Below are 15,373 nucleotides of genomic sequence, written 5' to 3'. Positions count from 1 at the left end.
AGGTAAATCGCATGTGTGGTATTGTCGGAATAGTGGGTAAAAGCCCTGTTAATCAAGCTTTGTATGATGCCTTGACTGTGCTCCAACATAGGGGCCAAGACGCTGCTGGTATAGTGACTGTAGATAATGATGTCATTCACCTCAGAAAAGATAATGGTTTGGTGAGAGATGTGTTTCACACTCGTCATATGAAAAGATTAACCGGACAATTCGGTATTGGTCACGTGCGCTACCCCACAGCGGGTAGTTCGAGTTCGGCTGAGGCACAACCTTTTTATGTCAACTCACCTTATGGTATTGCTTTTGCTCACAATGGTAATTTAACTAATGCACATGAGCTGCAAGATGAAGTGGCAAAAGTTGCTAGAAGGCATATCAACACGACTTCAGATTCAGAGTTATTGTTAAATATCATTGCTCATGAACTGCAAAGTTGCGAAGGGTTACACCTAACGCCTGATGAAGTGTTTAAAGCTGTTTCCAAAGTACATACAAAAATCCGTGGGGCCTATGCTGTTGTTGCGGCTATTATTGGCAACGGAATGTTGGCTTTTAGAGACCCATTCGGTATTCGCCCTTTGGCTTTAGGTAAACGCAAAACCGAGTTCGGTAATGAATATATGGTGGCTTCTGAGAGTGTCGCACTAGACGCTGTTGGGTTTACTTTTATTCGTGATGTAGCACCCGGTGAAGCGATTTATGTTACTGAGGCAGGTGAGCTGCATACTCAGCAATGTGCTCATCAACCCATTAATGCTCCGTGTATATTTGAATTTGTTTATTTTGCCCGTCCAGACTCATTTATTGACGGTATTTCTGTGTATGCTTCTAGGGTAAATATGGGTCGTAAATTGGGTCAGAAAATTGCTAAAGAATGGGCTGATCTTGATATCGATGTTGTCATTCCGATTCCAGAAACGTCAACAGATGTGGCGCTACAAATTGCTATCGAGTTAGATAAACCTTATCGTCAAGGGTTTGTTAAAAACCGCTACATTGGCCGCACCTTTATTATGCCAGGGCAAACCATGCGTCGTAAGTCAGTGCGCCGTAAACTAAATGCTATTCCGTCTGAATTTAAAGATAAAAGTGTGCTCTTGGTTGATGATTCTATTGTACGTGGAACAACCTCAGAGCAAATTATTGAAATGGCCCGTGAGTCTGGTGCTAAAAAGGTTTACTTCGCCTCTGCGGCACCTGAAATCCGTTTTCCAAATGTATATGGCATAGATATGCCATCGGCCAATGAACTCATAGCTTATGGTCGCGAGATTGAACAAATCAGTGACTTGATCCGTGCAGATGGTTTGATTTTCCAAGATATCACCGATTTAATCGATGCTGTACGAGAGTTAAACCCTGAGATAAAACGTTTTGAAACCTCAGTATTTGACGGTAATTACATTACTGGTGATATAGATAATGCGTATTTGCAGCGAATCGACAATATGCGCAATGAAGGAACCAAAAACGAAGGTGTACAGGCCGAGTTGAGTAATTTGGAAATGCACAATATGAGTCAAAACTAAGCAATACTTGCTCATAAAAAAAAGCCACGTTTTTTGATAAATGTGGCTTTTTTGTATTTAGTGTCCCAATCTGAAAATCGTTTTAACCTACATAAACTGGGCCCATGCCCATACTCCACAAAATGACCGAAGCGGCCATTAATATAGCTAATAACACTAAGCCACAAGTGACAACTGAACTTGCGTAGATAAATCCTTTTCCTTCTGGAATATGCATTAAAATTGGTGTGCCGGCGTAAAGTAAATAGACTGAATAAGTTAGACCAACTAATCCAATAAGCATCACAAACCACAATACGGGAAAGAATGCCGCAAAACCCACCATAAACAAAGGTGTAGCAGTATAAGCTGCGAGTTCCAGTGACTGGGTATAAGTCGGGGCTGCATCAAATGCTTTGGCTAGTTCATGAATTAATATCGCTAATGAAATCACTCCTACCATCAAACCAAAATACATCCCAATGCTCATCAGCATGGCACTATTTGGCGTCAGTTTAATAATGTCACCCACACCTATGCTCCAACCAAGGTGCGCAGCAGAATAATAACTCATCAAAACAGGTATTAAAGAAATGATAGCTATATGACTCAAGCTGTAAAAATAACTTTCATGACGTTCCTCAATTGAATGCCACTCTTCTTTTGGATGTGTATATAATCCCCAGAGGTGATTTAAAATCATACGGCTATATCTCTTATGTAGTTGGAAAGGTAAATACGTTTTGTTAATCAAAAATAAACATACCATTAACAATTATTGTCTGTGAGTAGACTGCAAGCGTCAACCTTTTTATGCGTGTCTTTGTACGCTTATTAATCTATATCAAGGATTAACTTGCCAAGTTTGTTCGATAATTAAATAATCTTTATTAGTGAAGTAATTAAAATAGGGTGCAAGAAGTGACAGTTGCTCAATTAAAAAGTGATTTTGTTTTTTATTTTCCAATCACCACAAGGTGGATGGATAACGATATGTTTGGCCATGTTAATAACGTCAATTATTATTCTTATTTCGATACCATCATTAATCAATTTTTAATTGAGCAAGGGGGATTTGAACCACTAACAAGTTCTCAAATTGGATTTATTGTTGAGTCTAGCTGTCGTTACCTAAGTCCGGTATCTTATCCTGAAAAGTTAGTGGGTGGATTACGAATAGGCAAAATAGGCAATAGTTCAGTCAATTATGAAGTGGGAATCTTTAAAGAACATGGAGATACCGCATCGGCAGTCGGAAATTTAACCCATGTTTTTGTGGACAGACATACTCACCAACCAACACCGATAAAAGGCAAAATGCGCCAGGCAATGTTATCGGCTATGGTCAGTGTTGAGGACTAATAACATTCGTAATTGGTTGTTTTGTTGCTGATTGATGAAACTGCCGATACTGATTTGGCGTCATATTACAAATCGATTTAAAAGCACGGGTAAAAGGCCCCACAGACGCAAAACCGCTTTCCAACCCTACAACTAAGATTGGCCACTGGGTGTTTTTAGGATCCTCTAACAGCACTTTTGCATGTTTTATACGCATGTCGTTAATAAATTGGTTGAAATTGCGAGCATTAAAATGATGACGAAAAGCCCGGCTTATACGATATTCCGATACGTTCAAATGACGAGCAATGTCAGCAACTTTAAGATTTGGCTGCAAGTACATGTTTTGTTGTTCTAACACTCGCTGTATTTGTTTAGCTAAGGCCTGCTCCGTTGTGTTTTCAGCGACTTTATTTTCAATATACTCTGTGCTAATGGAATTGGATTGATCTAGTGAACTGTGCGCTATGTCTTGGTTATAATCAGGTTTTTGATGAAAGCGCCAATAGATCAGCAGTTGCGTGACTATCATGATTTGGATGGCACAGATTGAGGCGAGCTGTTCACCAAGTTCTGCGTTAGCTTCAGGCGAACCAGAAATTTTTACTGCGACTGTACAAATCAGTAAACCGGAGCAATAACTGCTTAAAAAAATCACACGTTGCCAAAATTTATTGCCTTTCGCTTTAGTTATTCCTCTAAAACCCTCCCATGCTCCTAGTACTAACATGCAAGAAGAGAGTAAGTTCACCACTTCATATAGAGCAACACGACTTTTTTGTAGTGTAATGATTTCGCTTTGACTTAGACTCTGTGCCAACCCCATACTTTGACCAACAATAAGCAGCAAACCTAATCCACCTGCGGCTAATATATGTTTATTAGAAATGGCGTTTTTATCACGAAACAGTGCTCGTGCAACCAGCCAAAAACCATTACAGGTTGCACATGCCCCCATACCTAAAACGTATCTATAGATACCTAGTTGTTCATCGCCAATTTGTTTGGCCGCCATCATCGCGATAGAGCCACAAAAAATTGCAAAAACAATATGAACGGAACGTTTTTGGCGAACAAATAACTGTAATAACAGCATCAACACAGCAACGACTAACATAGCGGTGTGTACAGATAAAAATTCCAAAACAATATTCCTTAGATTAGCTGAAGTTATCTTAGCTTGAGTCTCCATAACCAAGCAAAGAAGAAGTGTTTCTCAATATTTCTGTATTTGTTTGCGCCGAGTTTTGAATTCGGCGCGAATTAATCATTGGTAATGTGCATTGTTGAACCTTGTTATTTAAAACTTAAAGGTGAATCAATGTTAAGTACAGCAACTACCCCAATGGCCGTTTCTGTTGCCTCAACAAAACGTGCTAAACAATTTCTACACTGGAGTGTTAGTGCTTGGGTACTCATTGCCCTAATTGGACAGTGGTTTTTTGCTAGCTATGTATTTGTTATGTACGTGTTTCCAATAGCAACTGGCAACCCAGATCTGGTTAATTTGACTCAACCCATAATCGGTTATGTAAAAGGTGATACTTTTGGCAACGCTGCGTTATTTTCTCATGTTATTCCAGCTGCGTTACTCAGTGTTGGTGGCATTATTCAATTGTTACCTATAGTGCGCAGAAAATTTCCTGCTGTGCATCGCTGGAATGGCAGAATGTTTTTAACCTTAGGTCTGTTAGGAGCACTATCCGGCCTGTATTTAACTTGGGTTCGAGGCGCGCGACTAAGTGATCTGGGATCTTTGGGTATAAGCATAAATGGCGTTCTAATTATTGTCGCTGTGGTTTTTGCTTGGCGTTATGCAACAGCCAAACAATTTGATTTGCATATGCGCTGGGCAATTCATGCCTTTTTATTAGTGAATGGAGTGTGGTTTTTCAGATTATATTTAATGGCTTGGTATGTGGCGAATCAAGGCCCTAATGGCAATACATCTACTATAGATGGCCCAATGGATATCTTTTTATCTTTCGCCTGTTATGGCATTCCAATGTTAATAGCTGAATGTGTTTTTTGGGCTAAGCGTCAAAAACAAGCCTCGAAAATTTGGACAATTACGGTTTTAACCTCTACCTGTACTTTGATTACTTTATTAGGGGTAGTGGCTGCTATCTTTATGATGTGGATCCCGCCAATTTCTGCAGTCCTTTTTTAGTTGATGTTTACGCTGTAATGCAGCCAATGTGCGGAGCTTTAGGTATGCAGGTGATAGCCCTATCGACATAGGACTATAGCTTTTTGCACTACACTAAATAACAATCTTCTAACCACAACAAGAAGGTTTAGGCTTGTTGTGATCTTTGAGTATGCCTCTAGACTCTTTCACTATTTTTAATGATGACTGCACTATCACTAAAGCAATAATGATCGCGATAACTAAATCAGGGATCGCTGAATCTAACCATATGACTAAGCCTGCAGATATCATTACACCAACATTAGCGATCATGTCGTTACGAGAACAAATCCAACTGGCGCGCATATTGATGTCGCCAGAGCGGTAACGTGACAGTAAAATAAAACAGAATAAATTGACTGCTAGTGCTAAAAGTGAAATCCACAACATGATTTGGGTTTGTGGCTCACTGCCAAATATTAAGCGCTGTACAACATCCAGTAAAATCAGCCCAGCAAGAAACAATTGTAAACTACCGTTAAATAATGCTGCTTTGGCTTTGTATTGTATGGCTTTTCCTACTGCATATAAGCCAACCATATAAACCATGGCATCAGCCAACATATCTAATGAATCTGCCATCAAACCACTCGATTGTGCCAGCCAACCGGCAATAAATTCTACTAAAAACATGGCACCATTAAGTAATAATACTGTCCATAAAAGGGTACGTTGTTCTTTGTCTTGGGCATTTACACCGCAGCATTCACTCATGAGTTTCTCGTTATTAAGGTAGATTGATAGTGGTTGTTAAAGATAGAATAAAGCTTCCAGTAACAGTAAGGTCAATCTCATATGCAAATAAAACAATTAGCGAATGTCACAGGGGTGAGTGCTAAAACTATTCGTTATTATGAAGATATTGGTTTGTTGCCTGAAGCAAAGAGGGCAGACAATGGTTACCGCTATTATCAAACCAAAGACATTGGCTCATTAAATTTTATTCGCCGCTGTAAAGAATTACGTATGCCACTGGCGGATATAAAAAAATTGGTTGCGGTACAAAGTGATGGCAACGCTCCTTGTGCAGAAGTGGATAGCTTAATTTCCCAGCAACTTGAACAGATCCACACCGCCCAATATGAGTTGCAACAACTTGAAATACATCTGCAAGCTTTAGCCAATTGTTGTGCAAATCAGCAGATCAAAGATTGTGAAATACTACAACAATTAAACGCAGATTAGTTTGCGGTTAGGAGTTTGTTAATTTTATCGGTCTGTAATTATTGGTCTCATAGACCGCGCACCAATAGATAGTGCGTCGCTACTATAAATAACTTAAGCCAAATATTCGGCTATTTTCAATTTGATCATATTAATTCTATTCGAGTTAATGGCATGTCTATTGGCACACAAATAAAGGTTTTCACTTACAGGTATAGGCAATCCATGTATTTGGATTAAATCTTGTCGTTGATAAGTTGTGGCTGCAAATAAAGGTAAAACGGTAAACCCAAGACCTTTACTAACGGGTTCTAAAATTAGACTAATTTGATTTGAAAAACCATTATGTGGAAATTGTTCAACATGCTCAAACTGTGGGTAATTTTCCTTTAATAATTGTTTGCCATGATGTGCTGCGTCAGGGTGAGAAATGAAACCTAGTTCAATTAAGGTTTGCCAATTTAGCGACTTAACACTAGCAGGGGTAACCAAAACTAAAGGCTCTTCAGCTATTTTCTGAGAAATTAAATGACTTCTATTACTCAATTCGGTCACTAAGCCTAGATCGAGTTGGTTATCTACTAAGTCTTGTTCAATCCTAGTATTGGGTGCAAATGTGTAATCGATACATAAGCCTGGATGGGCTTGTTGTAATTCTAATAACTGAGGGTAAAGAGATAAACCAATACTGCCAGGCGAGGCAAGTTTAATTCTTCCGCTGTATGGATCATCTTGCTTAATTAGTGCTTCTAACTTTTCTGCATCCCTCAGTAACATTTGCCCCTTTTGTTTTAATTGTTGGCCCTTAGTTGTCAGTGAAAATGACTTTCCTTCTCTCGCTAATAATTGACTATCAAGCTGTTTTTCTAATTTTTGAATATGCTGGCTTACCCCTGATTGGGTCATAAACAACTTTTCAGCCGTTTGTGTGAAATGCCCCATATCAGCCAGAGTACAAAATGTTTTTAACCAAATTTGATTTATCATTATGTTTTGTACTCATATTTATAATTATTGATAATTTTATGTTCTTTAAAGTGAGATGTATACTTTTATCATTAAATAACTGGAGTAAACAATATGAACAAAACTTATCCACGAACATTCTCCCACATTGGTATTTCTGTACCTGATTTGGAAGCAGCAGTTAAATTTTATACTGAGGTACTTGGTTGGTATCTTATTATGAAGCCCACTGAAATCACCGAAGATGACTCGGCTATTGGTGAAATGTGTACCGATGTTTTTGGTGCAGGTTGGGAACATTTTCGCATAGCGCATTTGTCTACGGGAGACAGAGTCGGGGTTGAATTATTTGAATTTAAGGGACAAGAAAATCCTGAGGATAACTTCGAATATTGGAAAACAGGCGTCTTCCATTTCTGTGTTCAAGATCCTGATGTAGAGGGTTTAGCCGATAAAATTGTCGCTGCTGGCGGTAAAAAACGCATGAAAGCACCACGTTATTACTACCCAGGTGAAAAACCTTATCGCATGATTTATATGGAAGACCCTTTTGGTAATATCTTGGAAATATATAGCCATAGCTATGAACTTACCTATGCTGCTGGAGCGTATTAGATAGCCCTTCTTGATAGTGGCAGATCTTGAATTGGCAGCACTGATTGTTTCTTGGGATAAAGATATTTGGTTGTTACTAACAACATAAGAATATGCCATTTTTGACTTATTCTTATGTCTCTTACAATGTGTAATGTTTGCCGTGTTAATTATGGTAAAGTTTGCGGCTAAAATTCTATATAACCAGAGTGCTTAGATTGAATTCTGGTTATTTTTACACATATTCATTAGGCAGTATTATGATCCCATGGACCCAACTTGGCAGCGCACAAATTCCCAATAATGGTGGTGAATTAAAGTTTTCTCAGCGCGGCGATGAATTTTCCATTCGTTTGTCGGGTATACGCGGTGAATTAATGAATAGCCGTTTGTTCAACTCAGAAAAAGTGCTGGCAGAACTAGGCTGTGCTCATCTTCACTTTACAGACAATGCACAAGTATTAGTCGGTGGTTTAGGTATGGGGTATACACTGGCAGCGGCGCTAAAAGCGGTGAGTGCAAACTCTCAAGTTACAGTGGCAGAACTTATTCCTGAAGTGGTCGTTTGGAACCAAGGACCGCTAGGTAACTGCGCTAAAAACCCTCTCGAAGATCCTCGAACAAAGGTACATATTGGTGATGTAAGAGCACTATTGAAGATTAGAAAACCCACCTTCGATGCCATCTTATTGGATGTGGACAATGGCCCCGAGGGCTTGACTCAAAAAGACAACAGCAGTATTTATTCGCCTCAAGGTTTGGAATATATATATAAAACACTGAGGCCTAAAGGCATGGTGGCCATATGGTCAGCAGGCCCTGATCACCAGTTTACTCTGCGCTTAAAAAAGGCTGGTTTCAAAGCCGAAGATCGCGTTGTGCGCGCGCGTCCAGGAAAGGGCAGTCGGCATACTATTTTTCTGGGGCGTAAACCTTAGTTTGGCATTTAGTCGCAAATTAACTTTATTCAACCGACGAATTTATAAATGCCATTTTAGATTTCACCCCTGAATTCGACCATCAATATGTTAGAGAAATTTTCAGTTCTGAGTTGCTCCCAGAAACCCAAGCAATTAAACATTAATATTTTTCAGGTATACATGATTAAACAGGGTTTATAAACTGTTCAATATCTGCAATAAACAATTCAGGTGTCGCACCATTGTGTTGTGCCACCATAGCACCCACAGCACAAGCAAAATCAACTGCGTATTGGGCATTGGTTGAAGTGCAGAGTTGGTAGATTAATGAGCCTAAAAATGAGTCTCCAGCTCCCACTGTATCAAGTACCTTAATTAGGTAGCCTGAATTATAATAATTTTTATCATTAATTTTTAATAATGCACCATGAGAACCTTTGGTAACGCACATATATGGTGTATTGGTTTTAGCAGCAATAAATTCTAGGTTTTGTTCTAGAGTGATTTTCATTATTTGTTTATCACTGTATAAACACCAAGTTGCAATGACTAAAGCAGCTAGCGAGCAATCACGGTCTGCAGCTAAGTTTTCGTGAATGGTGGTAATTAAAAACTTCGGTAATTTGGCTGAGCTTTCTGAACAAATGCGCGCCATACTGTCTTTAATATTCGGATTAGAAAAACGTTCAATTAAGGTGTCTTTGTAATGATTTAAATCAATGCCATCTAATTTATCTAATAAGGGCGTCACCTTTAAGTCCATAAATGCACGTAGATATTCAGAAAAGTCCTTGTCAAATACGGTTTCATCTATGGTTGCATAACCATGAATTGATCCTAATAAACCTAAGGCTGAATGGCCGGCGTTTAATAGGCGGATCTTCGTTTTTTCGTAGGGTGTTACGTCAGTTACAAATTGCGCACCCGCTAAATCCCAGTTAGGGCGACCGTTACTAAAGTTATCTTCAATTACCCATTGTGAAAATGACTCACAAGTAATTGGCCACTCATCCTTTAGGCCAAAAGTTTGTTCAACATGGTCAATATCCGCTTTTGTGGTGACGGGGGGGATTCGGTCAACCATGGCATTTGGAAACTCAACATGCCGTACAATCCATTGGCTTAACTGAGGATCTTGTTGTTTGGCAAAGGTCAGTAACATTTTACGTGTAACTGCTCCATTGTGCTGAATATTGTCGCAAGACTGCACTGTAAACGCCTGAGTGTAATTTTCTTTGCGAATGTTTAACGCTGCTGCAATGTAACCAAATGCAGTTTTTGGATCATTGGGGTTGGCAATGTCATGGGCAATGCCTGGATTATTTAAATCAAGATCACCCGTAGTTGGATTGATGAGCCATTAAACCCGAAAACCTAGCAACTCTGCTCATTGATCACGCTAATTGTGAGCTGAAGACATAGGTGTGCAACTGATATTTACTTTTATTGATTTATGAATCTTAGGTTTTATAGTTGATTTATTTATGTGCAGTGTAGATACAACTCTTTGATTAAAGTAATCCAATGGATTATAATCATTCAATGCTTACGACAATAACTGAACTACCAGAATACATGAAACGCGCTGATTCATTATTAAGTGAATCAGAGCGCAAAGATGTAATCGACTACCTTTCTGAGCACCCTAAAGCGGGAGACATTATGGAAGATACAGGAGGTATTCGTAAGCTACGTTGGAGTAGAGGAAATAAAGGAAAAAGTGGTGGTGTTAGAGTTATCTATTACTACCATAATGAACGGATCCCATTATATCTTTTGACCATGTTTGGAAAGAACGAGCGCGCAAATTTGTCAAAAGCTAACAGAAATGCACTTGGCAAGCTGGTTGCCATTCTTGTTACAAAAGCACTGGAGAATAATCATGACTAATGCATATGAAAGTATCGCTCAGGGACTTCAAGAGGCTATAGAGCTCAATGAGGGAAAAAAAGTTGCGGCGAAGACGCACAGACCGCCTCATGTTGATGTTGCGGAGATACGCCACGGACTGGGCTTAACCCAGATGGAGTTTGCATCAAAATTTTGTATCAGTGTTTCTACACTCCGGCATTGGGAAAGAGGTGATCGCAATCCACATGGTCCAGCTTTGGCCCTTTTAAATGTTGTAGCCAAAGAACCTCAAGCGGTAATGCGAGCTCTGAGTTAATAGACAACAAGTAGCTTGCTTTCTAGTAGTAGAAAATACTACCTAAATTTTCAAAAGAAACGAATTTATTAAATAATGAGCACCGAACAACTATTACAACCAATAAACGCTTTCCTCCAATGTGAAACCCCAAAACGCTGGATAGAAGAAGCAATTAAACCAGAAAATCAGCCAACGCTGCTCATTGATCACGCTAATTGTGAACTTAAAGCTGCGCAAACCGCTATGTTGTTATTGCGTCGTTATGCGGTAGATAAATCAAGTGGTGATGCATTACTTGCATGGTTAAAACCTTACGAAGATTTTGTTTATCGTAAAGTGGGTGTTGGCGACTTCAGCAATTATATTAACCTATCAAAGAAGTTGATCAGCAAGTCTGACTTTGCACATGGTGACGAACTGATCAGTAAAATGGTGTTGTTGATCAAAGAAGAATTACATCATTTTCAGCAGGTGTGGGAAATTATGCAGAGTAGGGGAGTGACTTACGACAATCTAACTGCATCGCGTTATGCCAGAAGCATGATGAAACATGTGCGTACTCACGAACCTGCCAAACTCAGTGATACGCTAATATGTGGTGCCTACATAGAAGCGCGATCTTGTGAACGTTTTGCTAAGTTAGCACCACATTTAGATGACGAATTAGAAAAATTCTACACCTCTTTACTACGTTCTGAAGCTAGGCATTTTCAAGACTATTTAGGTTTAGCTGAAAAAGTGTCGCAGCAAGATATCACCGAGAGAGTGACGCTTTTTGCTGAAAAAGAAACAGCCCTTATTTTGACTGAAGACACTGAGTTTAGATTTCATAGCGGTGTGCCAGCTTTGCTTTAAACTTTAATCACATTAGCTGAAGGCATCTAACTAATCTGCAATTCAGCAGCAATAAATTCTTTAAATGCCTCGACCGGTTGTGCGCCAGAGATCCCAGTGGTTTTATTGATTACCACTGTGGGTACTGACGACACACCTAAGTGATGCCATTGTGTTTCTTTTTCCTGAACGTCGCTAAAAGCGCTATCACTTTCTAATCTCGACATGGCTGCATTAACATCTAGACCCACTGCTGCAATTTCTTGTGCTAAAACGTTGCGGTCTGATATATCTTTATGTTCCGTAAAAAAGGCAGAAAACAGTCGTAATTTTAGTGCCGTTTGTAAGTTAAAGTCTTTAGCGTATTCCAATAAGATATGGGCTTGCCTTGTATTGACTATTTTCATACTGTCAAAGTAGTCAAAACTAAAGTCAACATCATTACCCCGTTGACTCATTTCTTGCCTAAAACGAGCACTGCTTTCAGGTGTGGAACCGTATTTTCTGGCTGAATGTTCTCGTAAATTTTCACCTTCTGGCGGCATATCTGGATTAAGTTCAAATGGTTGCCATTCGATTTCAACTTGGTCTTGCACGCCCAACTCAGTGATCGCTTGTTGCAAATTTCTGTAACCGATGATGCACCAGGGACAAACTACGTCCGAGATAATGTCTATTTTGAGTTTGTTTGGCATATAAATCCTCCAAAAAAAACTAGGTGAAAAATATAAATGATGATCCCACTGTATGTAGGATCACATTTTAGTTAATGATTAATTACGCTTTTTTAGACCAAGCAAACTTTTCAAATGGCGCATCTACTGGCGTATTACCAATATGGTTAGTGTAGTTACTGATGATTTTTTGAGACAAGCCTAGAATAATTTCTAAGACTTGTTGCTCGCCGTAACCTGCAGCATAAAAGTTGTCTAATTCTGCTTGAGTAAGATGCCCACGATTACGCACAATAATAAGAGTGGTATCGTAAAGTGCTTGTAGTTTTGCGTTAGGCATAGGCTGTTCGTTACGTAATGCTTCTGTTAGCGCAGGATCAACTTTCATAGAGTGGGCAATACCGGTGTGAGCAGGTACACAATAATGGCAAGCATGTTCAACATTTATACCCTGCCAAACAACTGTTAGCTCTTCAGCATTAAATGAAGTATCCATAAACAACTGGTGTAATTTTTGGTAAGCATCAAGGGTTTGTGGTGAACTGGCCAATACGCCATGTAGGTTAGGAAGCATACCAAACGCTTTTACTGAACCTTCTAAAAGTGGCTTGCTAGCTTCAGGTGCTGAGTCAATAGTGTGAATAGTTAATGTTGTCATTTTTGTTTCCTTAATTTTTAATTAAATTGGTTTTCTTTGTTTAAATGGCTTTATTTAAGAGCATCAATCTAATGCGTCTTTCAAAGGTTAATTGTTATTGATATTTAATCTGTACCAATCGGTACGTTTCGATTGGGTGAATTGTACCGATAGGTAAGTTAAAGTCAATGAAGAATTAGATAAAAGATTTTTTGGATAAAAGAAAAGGTGATTTTTAGAAATGAGAAAGAGTTAGAGTAGTTAATAAGTAATTGATTATTAATGAGTAATGGCTAGGTTTTTATGTGTTTGAAACTAAAGGGGGATAATGGATGTTGATTGATTGAAGTTGGTTGTAATACAAAATTAAATTTGTGGGGGTATTAAGCCTGAATTTGTCATTATCGCTTAAAATTATTTTGCACAAAGGCGAAATCCATTGGCTTAGTGAATACTGATCCCCGCAATAATGCTATCGATACTGTATTCGAGCTGAGACTTATCAATACCAGAACGTGCCATTGAAGCGGTGCCTTTTAACAACGTGTATATGCTTAAACCATTGGCCTCGGCATTTTTGTTTAATCCTAACGCAATTGCTTCGGCATCATTTTTAAACAATTCTGTATAAAGCTTGCTTGGCATTAAATCGGCTTCTTTAAGTATTTGTTCAGCTTGTTCTGGGATATCACCACTCACCAGTTCCGACTGGCATAAGGCTAAATAACAACCCTTTGCATGTTCTGGAGCACACTGCATGGATACAATGGACATCATATGATTTTTTAAACGTTGTTTGAATGCAACACCTTCTTCAAAGAGTAATTCCATGTGAGGTGTCATTTTGGTGTCTATATAACACTGGGTGGCTTTAACAAATAAGGCCTCTTTATTACCAAAAGCACTGTACATGCTAGGTTTGTTAATACCCATACGCGTAGTTAAATCCATGAGCGTAGCGCCAACATAGCCTTTTTGCCAAAATACAGCCATGGCTGCATTTAGAGCTGTGTTTTCATCAAAGGATTTTTTTCTACCGCTAGCCACAATGACACCAATTTACTACGTCGAGATTGTTAATTGTACCGACTGGTATGATTTGAGTCAAATTATGCTAATTGATAACTATAATTTATTAGTATTGAAAGGCTCATCCCATTGCATTGAAGTTAGTCTGCAAACAGACGTATTTGGGCCCCGAGAGGAATATTATTCGCCACCAAATATGGATTCCATCTCAATAAATCTGCCATTAAAACATCATAACGTTTGGTCAGTTGGTACAAGGTTTCTCCTTTTTTCATGATGTGAGTCGTACCTTTGATATCGAGTTTAACTTGCAGAGGTACTTCTTTTTTTACAATTCTATTGAATTCATGGGAATTTGCCTTGAGCATTTCTTGATAAACTAGGCTGTAATCACTGCTCGGAAACAAGGTTATTAAATTTTGTCCGATTTGCTTTACCTGTTTTGGCTGTTGTAATTTTTGGTAGACCTCTAACGCCGTCCACAAAGTATGTGCATTGATGTTATTTTTAGATTCTTCAAATCGAAGAATAAATTGTTCTGCTTCAGTGTATTGTTTATCTTCAATTCCTAGCCTGGCTAAGGCGAGATAATCAAGGGAGTCGACTGGTAGCGCTAAATCAAGCTTAGTTAGCCAGTATTTTGCCTTGTTCCATTCATTGGCTTTGAAAAAACACTGCCCGATCAAACTAAAAGTCATATTATTAGTCGCAACGTCATTGGATGATTTAAGTAGGCTGTCTCCATAATTTGCAAGAGCGAGCCACATTTTTTGTTGGCAAAAATAGTCAAGTAAGTTGGATGATACGGGTAGGGCAGCTAAAGAGGGGCTATCAAGGGCCAACATAAATGCTTGTTGTGCACCTAGGCTATCACCTTTTAATGCCCGCAGTTGCGCTAAGGCCACCATAGCGCCTGGAACTGATTCAGGTGTTTGAATAGTTTGAAATTTCTCATCGGCCTTAGTGACATTGCCAATCATTAAATAAGCATTTACGTATGAAAGCGTTACTTGAGGAGTATTGGTTTTCCCTTGATGAGTGGCTTGTGAATTATTTGGGTTCGACGAGCAGCTAAGCATCACTAATACCAAGCATAAAAATAATAAATGTCTGCGCAACTACTTTTACCGATTTAGAAAAACACAGCTAACAATAGCGACTTTCACATCCTTTGGTCAATTATTAGTGTGTCTTAGATATTAAAAACTAATTTGGAGACGCTGTTTGTAACTGCAATAGAGTTTGGGGCTGATGCGGTAATACTTTGTGCCTATCGATAAAAACTGGCAGTTTTTTTCCGCTTATAGCCCCTTCTTTTTATGTTTGATATTAATAAACAGACTAATTACTCAGAAAAAGTTATTGG

At 38.9% G+C, this 15,373-nt stretch carries 18 protein-coding genes; 9 read left to right on the top strand and 9 right to left on the bottom strand.

What is annotated here, in order from left to right; all coding sequences use genetic code 11:
• Positions 1-11 precede the first annotated feature (11 nt).
• A complete protein-coding gene (gene purF / locus GARC_RS15180; protein ID WP_007621691.1) occupies positions 12-1,529 on the top strand; it encodes an amidophosphoribosyltransferase in 1,518 nt (505 codons plus the stop codon).
• An 82-nt stretch (positions 1,530-1,611) separates the two neighbouring features.
• On the opposite strand, the gene GARC_RS15175 is transcribed toward purF, so the two are convergent.
• Positions 1,612-2,211, bottom strand: a complete 600-nt coding sequence (locus GARC_RS15175) for a Yip1 family protein (RefSeq protein ID WP_007621690.1) — start codon at positions 2,209-2,211, stop codon at positions 1,612-1,614.
• A 218-nt stretch (positions 2,212-2,429) separates the two neighbouring features.
• On the opposite strand from GARC_RS15175, the gene GARC_RS15170 reads away from it, so the two are divergent.
• Entirely contained in the window at positions 2,430-2,870 is a 441-nt protein-coding gene (locus GARC_RS15170) for an acyl-CoA thioesterase (protein WP_039989829.1), read from the top strand.
• Here GARC_RS15170 and GARC_RS26000 read toward each other — a convergent pair.
• Positions 2,854-3,993, bottom strand: a complete 1,140-nt coding sequence (locus tag GARC_RS26000) for a helix-turn-helix transcriptional regulator (protein ID WP_007621687.1) — start codon at positions 3,991-3,993, stop codon at positions 2,854-2,856. The genes GARC_RS15170 and GARC_RS26000 overlap by 17 nt on opposite strands.
• A 177-nt stretch (positions 3,994-4,170) precedes the next feature.
• Between GARC_RS26000 and GARC_RS15160 the strand changes: the two genes are divergently transcribed.
• Positions 4,171-5,019 (top strand): DUF2306 domain-containing protein, encoded by an 849-nt coding sequence (locus GARC_RS15160; protein WP_007621685.1) that lies wholly within the window; start codon positions 4,171-4,173, stop codon positions 5,017-5,019.
• Positions 5,020-5,127: 108 nt separating this feature from the next.
• Here the strand turns inward: GARC_RS15160 and GARC_RS15155 are convergent, their stop codons facing one another.
• On the bottom strand, positions 5,128-5,754 hold the full coding sequence (locus GARC_RS15155) for a cation diffusion facilitator family transporter (RefSeq protein ID WP_007621683.1): 627 nt from the start codon (positions 5,752-5,754) through the stop codon (positions 5,128-5,130).
• An 81-nt stretch (positions 5,755-5,835) separates the two neighbouring features.
• Between GARC_RS15155 and GARC_RS15150 the strand changes: the two genes are divergently transcribed.
• Positions 5,836-6,225 (top strand): Cd(II)/Pb(II)-responsive transcriptional regulator, encoded by a 390-nt coding sequence (locus tag GARC_RS15150; RefSeq protein ID WP_007621681.1) that lies wholly within the window; start codon positions 5,836-5,838, stop codon positions 6,223-6,225.
• A 93-nt stretch (positions 6,226-6,318) separates the two neighbouring features.
• Here GARC_RS15150 and GARC_RS15145 read toward each other — a convergent pair whose 3' ends face one another.
• Positions 6,319-7,191 (bottom strand): LysR family transcriptional regulator, encoded by an 873-nt coding sequence (locus GARC_RS15145; protein ID WP_007621679.1) that lies wholly within the window; start codon positions 7,189-7,191, stop codon positions 6,319-6,321.
• A 93-nt stretch (positions 7,192-7,284) separates the two neighbouring features.
• Between GARC_RS15145 and GARC_RS15140 the strand changes: the two genes are divergently transcribed.
• Positions 7,285-7,785, top strand: coding sequence for a lactoylglutathione lyase family protein (locus GARC_RS15140; RefSeq protein WP_007621678.1), 501 nt, complete (start codon positions 7,285-7,287; stop codon positions 7,783-7,785).
• Between the two features lie 239 nt (positions 7,786-8,024).
• A complete protein-coding gene (locus GARC_RS15135) occupies positions 8,025-8,702 on the top strand; it encodes a spermidine synthase (protein ID WP_007621677.1) in 678 nt (225 codons plus the stop codon).
• 166 nt (positions 8,703-8,868) lie between these two features.
• On the opposite strand, the gene GARC_RS15130 is transcribed toward GARC_RS15135, so the two are convergent.
• Complete coding sequence (locus GARC_RS15130) at positions 8,869-9,984, bottom strand: PfkB family carbohydrate kinase (protein ID WP_407636167.1); 1,116 nt, start codon at positions 9,982-9,984, stop codon at positions 8,869-8,871.
• A 242-nt stretch (positions 9,985-10,226) separates the two neighbouring features.
• Here GARC_RS15130 and GARC_RS15125 point away from each other — a divergent pair, with 242 nt between their 5' ends.
• The 3 genes from GARC_RS15125 (at position 10,227) to miaE (ending at position 11,688) form a co-directional block, all read left to right on the top strand.
• On the top strand, positions 10,227-10,574 hold the full coding sequence (locus GARC_RS15125; protein ID WP_039989825.1) for a type II toxin-antitoxin system RelE/ParE family toxin: 348 nt from the start codon (positions 10,227-10,229) through the stop codon (positions 10,572-10,574).
• Positions 10,567-10,851 (top strand): helix-turn-helix domain-containing protein, encoded by a 285-nt coding sequence (locus GARC_RS15120; protein WP_153810943.1) that lies wholly within the window; start codon positions 10,567-10,569, stop codon positions 10,849-10,851. Before GARC_RS15125 ends, GARC_RS15120 begins: the two co-directional genes overlap by 8 nt.
• A gap of 75 nt (positions 10,852-10,926) precedes the next feature.
• A complete protein-coding gene (gene miaE / locus GARC_RS15115; RefSeq protein WP_007621675.1) occupies positions 10,927-11,688 on the top strand; it encodes a tRNA isopentenyl-2-thiomethyl-A-37 hydroxylase MiaE in 762 nt (253 codons plus the stop codon).
• 26 nt (positions 11,689-11,714) lie between these two features.
• Here miaE and GARC_RS15110 read toward each other — a convergent pair whose 3' ends face one another.
• The 4 genes from GARC_RS15110 to GARC_RS15095 all read right to left on the bottom strand — a co-directional run bounded on the left by GARC_RS15110 (position 11,715) and on the right by GARC_RS15095 (position 15,086).
• On the bottom strand, positions 11,715-12,362 hold the full coding sequence (locus GARC_RS15110; protein ID WP_039989811.1) for a DsbA family oxidoreductase: 648 nt from the start codon (positions 12,360-12,362) through the stop codon (positions 11,715-11,717).
• Between the two features lie 82 nt (positions 12,363-12,444).
• Positions 12,445-12,999: a carboxymuconolactone decarboxylase family protein gene (locus GARC_RS15105; protein WP_007621672.1), complete on the bottom strand. Its 555-nt coding sequence runs from the start codon at positions 12,997-12,999 to the stop codon at positions 12,445-12,447.
• Between the two features lie 423 nt (positions 13,000-13,422).
• Entirely contained in the window at positions 13,423-14,025 is a 603-nt protein-coding gene (locus tag GARC_RS15100) for a TetR/AcrR family transcriptional regulator (protein WP_007621671.1), read from the bottom strand.
• Between the two features lie 122 nt (positions 14,026-14,147).
• Entirely contained in the window at positions 14,148-15,086 is a 939-nt protein-coding gene (locus GARC_RS15095; RefSeq protein WP_007621670.1) for a LysM peptidoglycan-binding domain-containing protein, read from the bottom strand.
• Positions 15,087-15,373: the final 287 nt, after the last annotated feature.

It is taken from the genome of Paraglaciecola arctica BSs20135 (genome assembly GCF_000314995.1).
GTDB lineage: Bacteria > Pseudomonadota > Gammaproteobacteria > Enterobacterales > Alteromonadaceae > Paraglaciecola > Paraglaciecola arctica.
This window is presented reverse-complemented; position numbering and strand designations above follow the sequence as displayed.

Coding starts and splice junctions, on each gene's coding strand:
- GARC_RS15145 (WP_007621679.1), bottom strand. CDS start 7,191: ATGATAAATCAAATTTGGTTAAAAACATTTTGTACTCTGGCTGATATG.
- GARC_RS15135 (WP_007621677.1), top strand. CDS start 8,025: ATGATCCCATGGACCCAACTTGGCAGCGCACAAATTCCCAATAATGGT.
- GARC_RS15160 (WP_007621685.1), top strand. CDS start 4,171: ATGTTAAGTACAGCAACTACCCCAATGGCCGTTTCTGTTGCCTCAACA.
- GARC_RS15155 (WP_007621683.1), bottom strand. CDS start 5,754: ATGAGTGAATGCTGCGGTGTAAATGCCCAAGACAAAGAACAACGTACC.
- GARC_RS15095 (WP_007621670.1), bottom strand. CDS start 15,086: ATGCTTAGCTGCTCGTCGAACCCAAATAATTCACAAGCCACTCATCAA.
- GARC_RS15140 (WP_007621678.1), top strand. CDS start 7,285: ATGAACAAAACTTATCCACGAACATTCTCCCACATTGGTATTTCTGTA.
- GARC_RS15110 (WP_039989811.1), bottom strand. CDS start 12,362: ATGCCAAACAAACTCAAAATAGACATTATCTCGGACGTAGTTTGTCCC.
- purF (WP_007621691.1), top strand. CDS start 12: ATGTGTGGTATTGTCGGAATAGTGGGTAAAAGCCCTGTTAATCAAGCT.
- GARC_RS15150 (WP_007621681.1), top strand. CDS start 5,836: ATGCAAATAAAACAATTAGCGAATGTCACAGGGGTGAGTGCTAAAACT.
- GARC_RS15125 (WP_039989825.1), top strand. CDS start 10,227: ATGCTTACGACAATAACTGAACTACCAGAATACATGAAACGCGCTGAT.
- GARC_RS15175 (WP_007621690.1), bottom strand. CDS start 2,211: ATGATTTTAAATCACCTCTGGGGATTATATACACATCCAAAAGAAGAG.
- miaE (WP_007621675.1), top strand. CDS start 10,927: ATGAGCACCGAACAACTATTACAACCAATAAACGCTTTCCTCCAATGT.
- GARC_RS15105 (WP_007621672.1), bottom strand. CDS start 12,999: ATGACAACATTAACTATTCACACTATTGACTCAGCACCTGAAGCTAGC.
- GARC_RS15120 (WP_153810943.1), top strand. CDS start 10,567: ATGACTAATGCATATGAAAGTATCGCTCAGGGACTTCAAGAGGCTATA.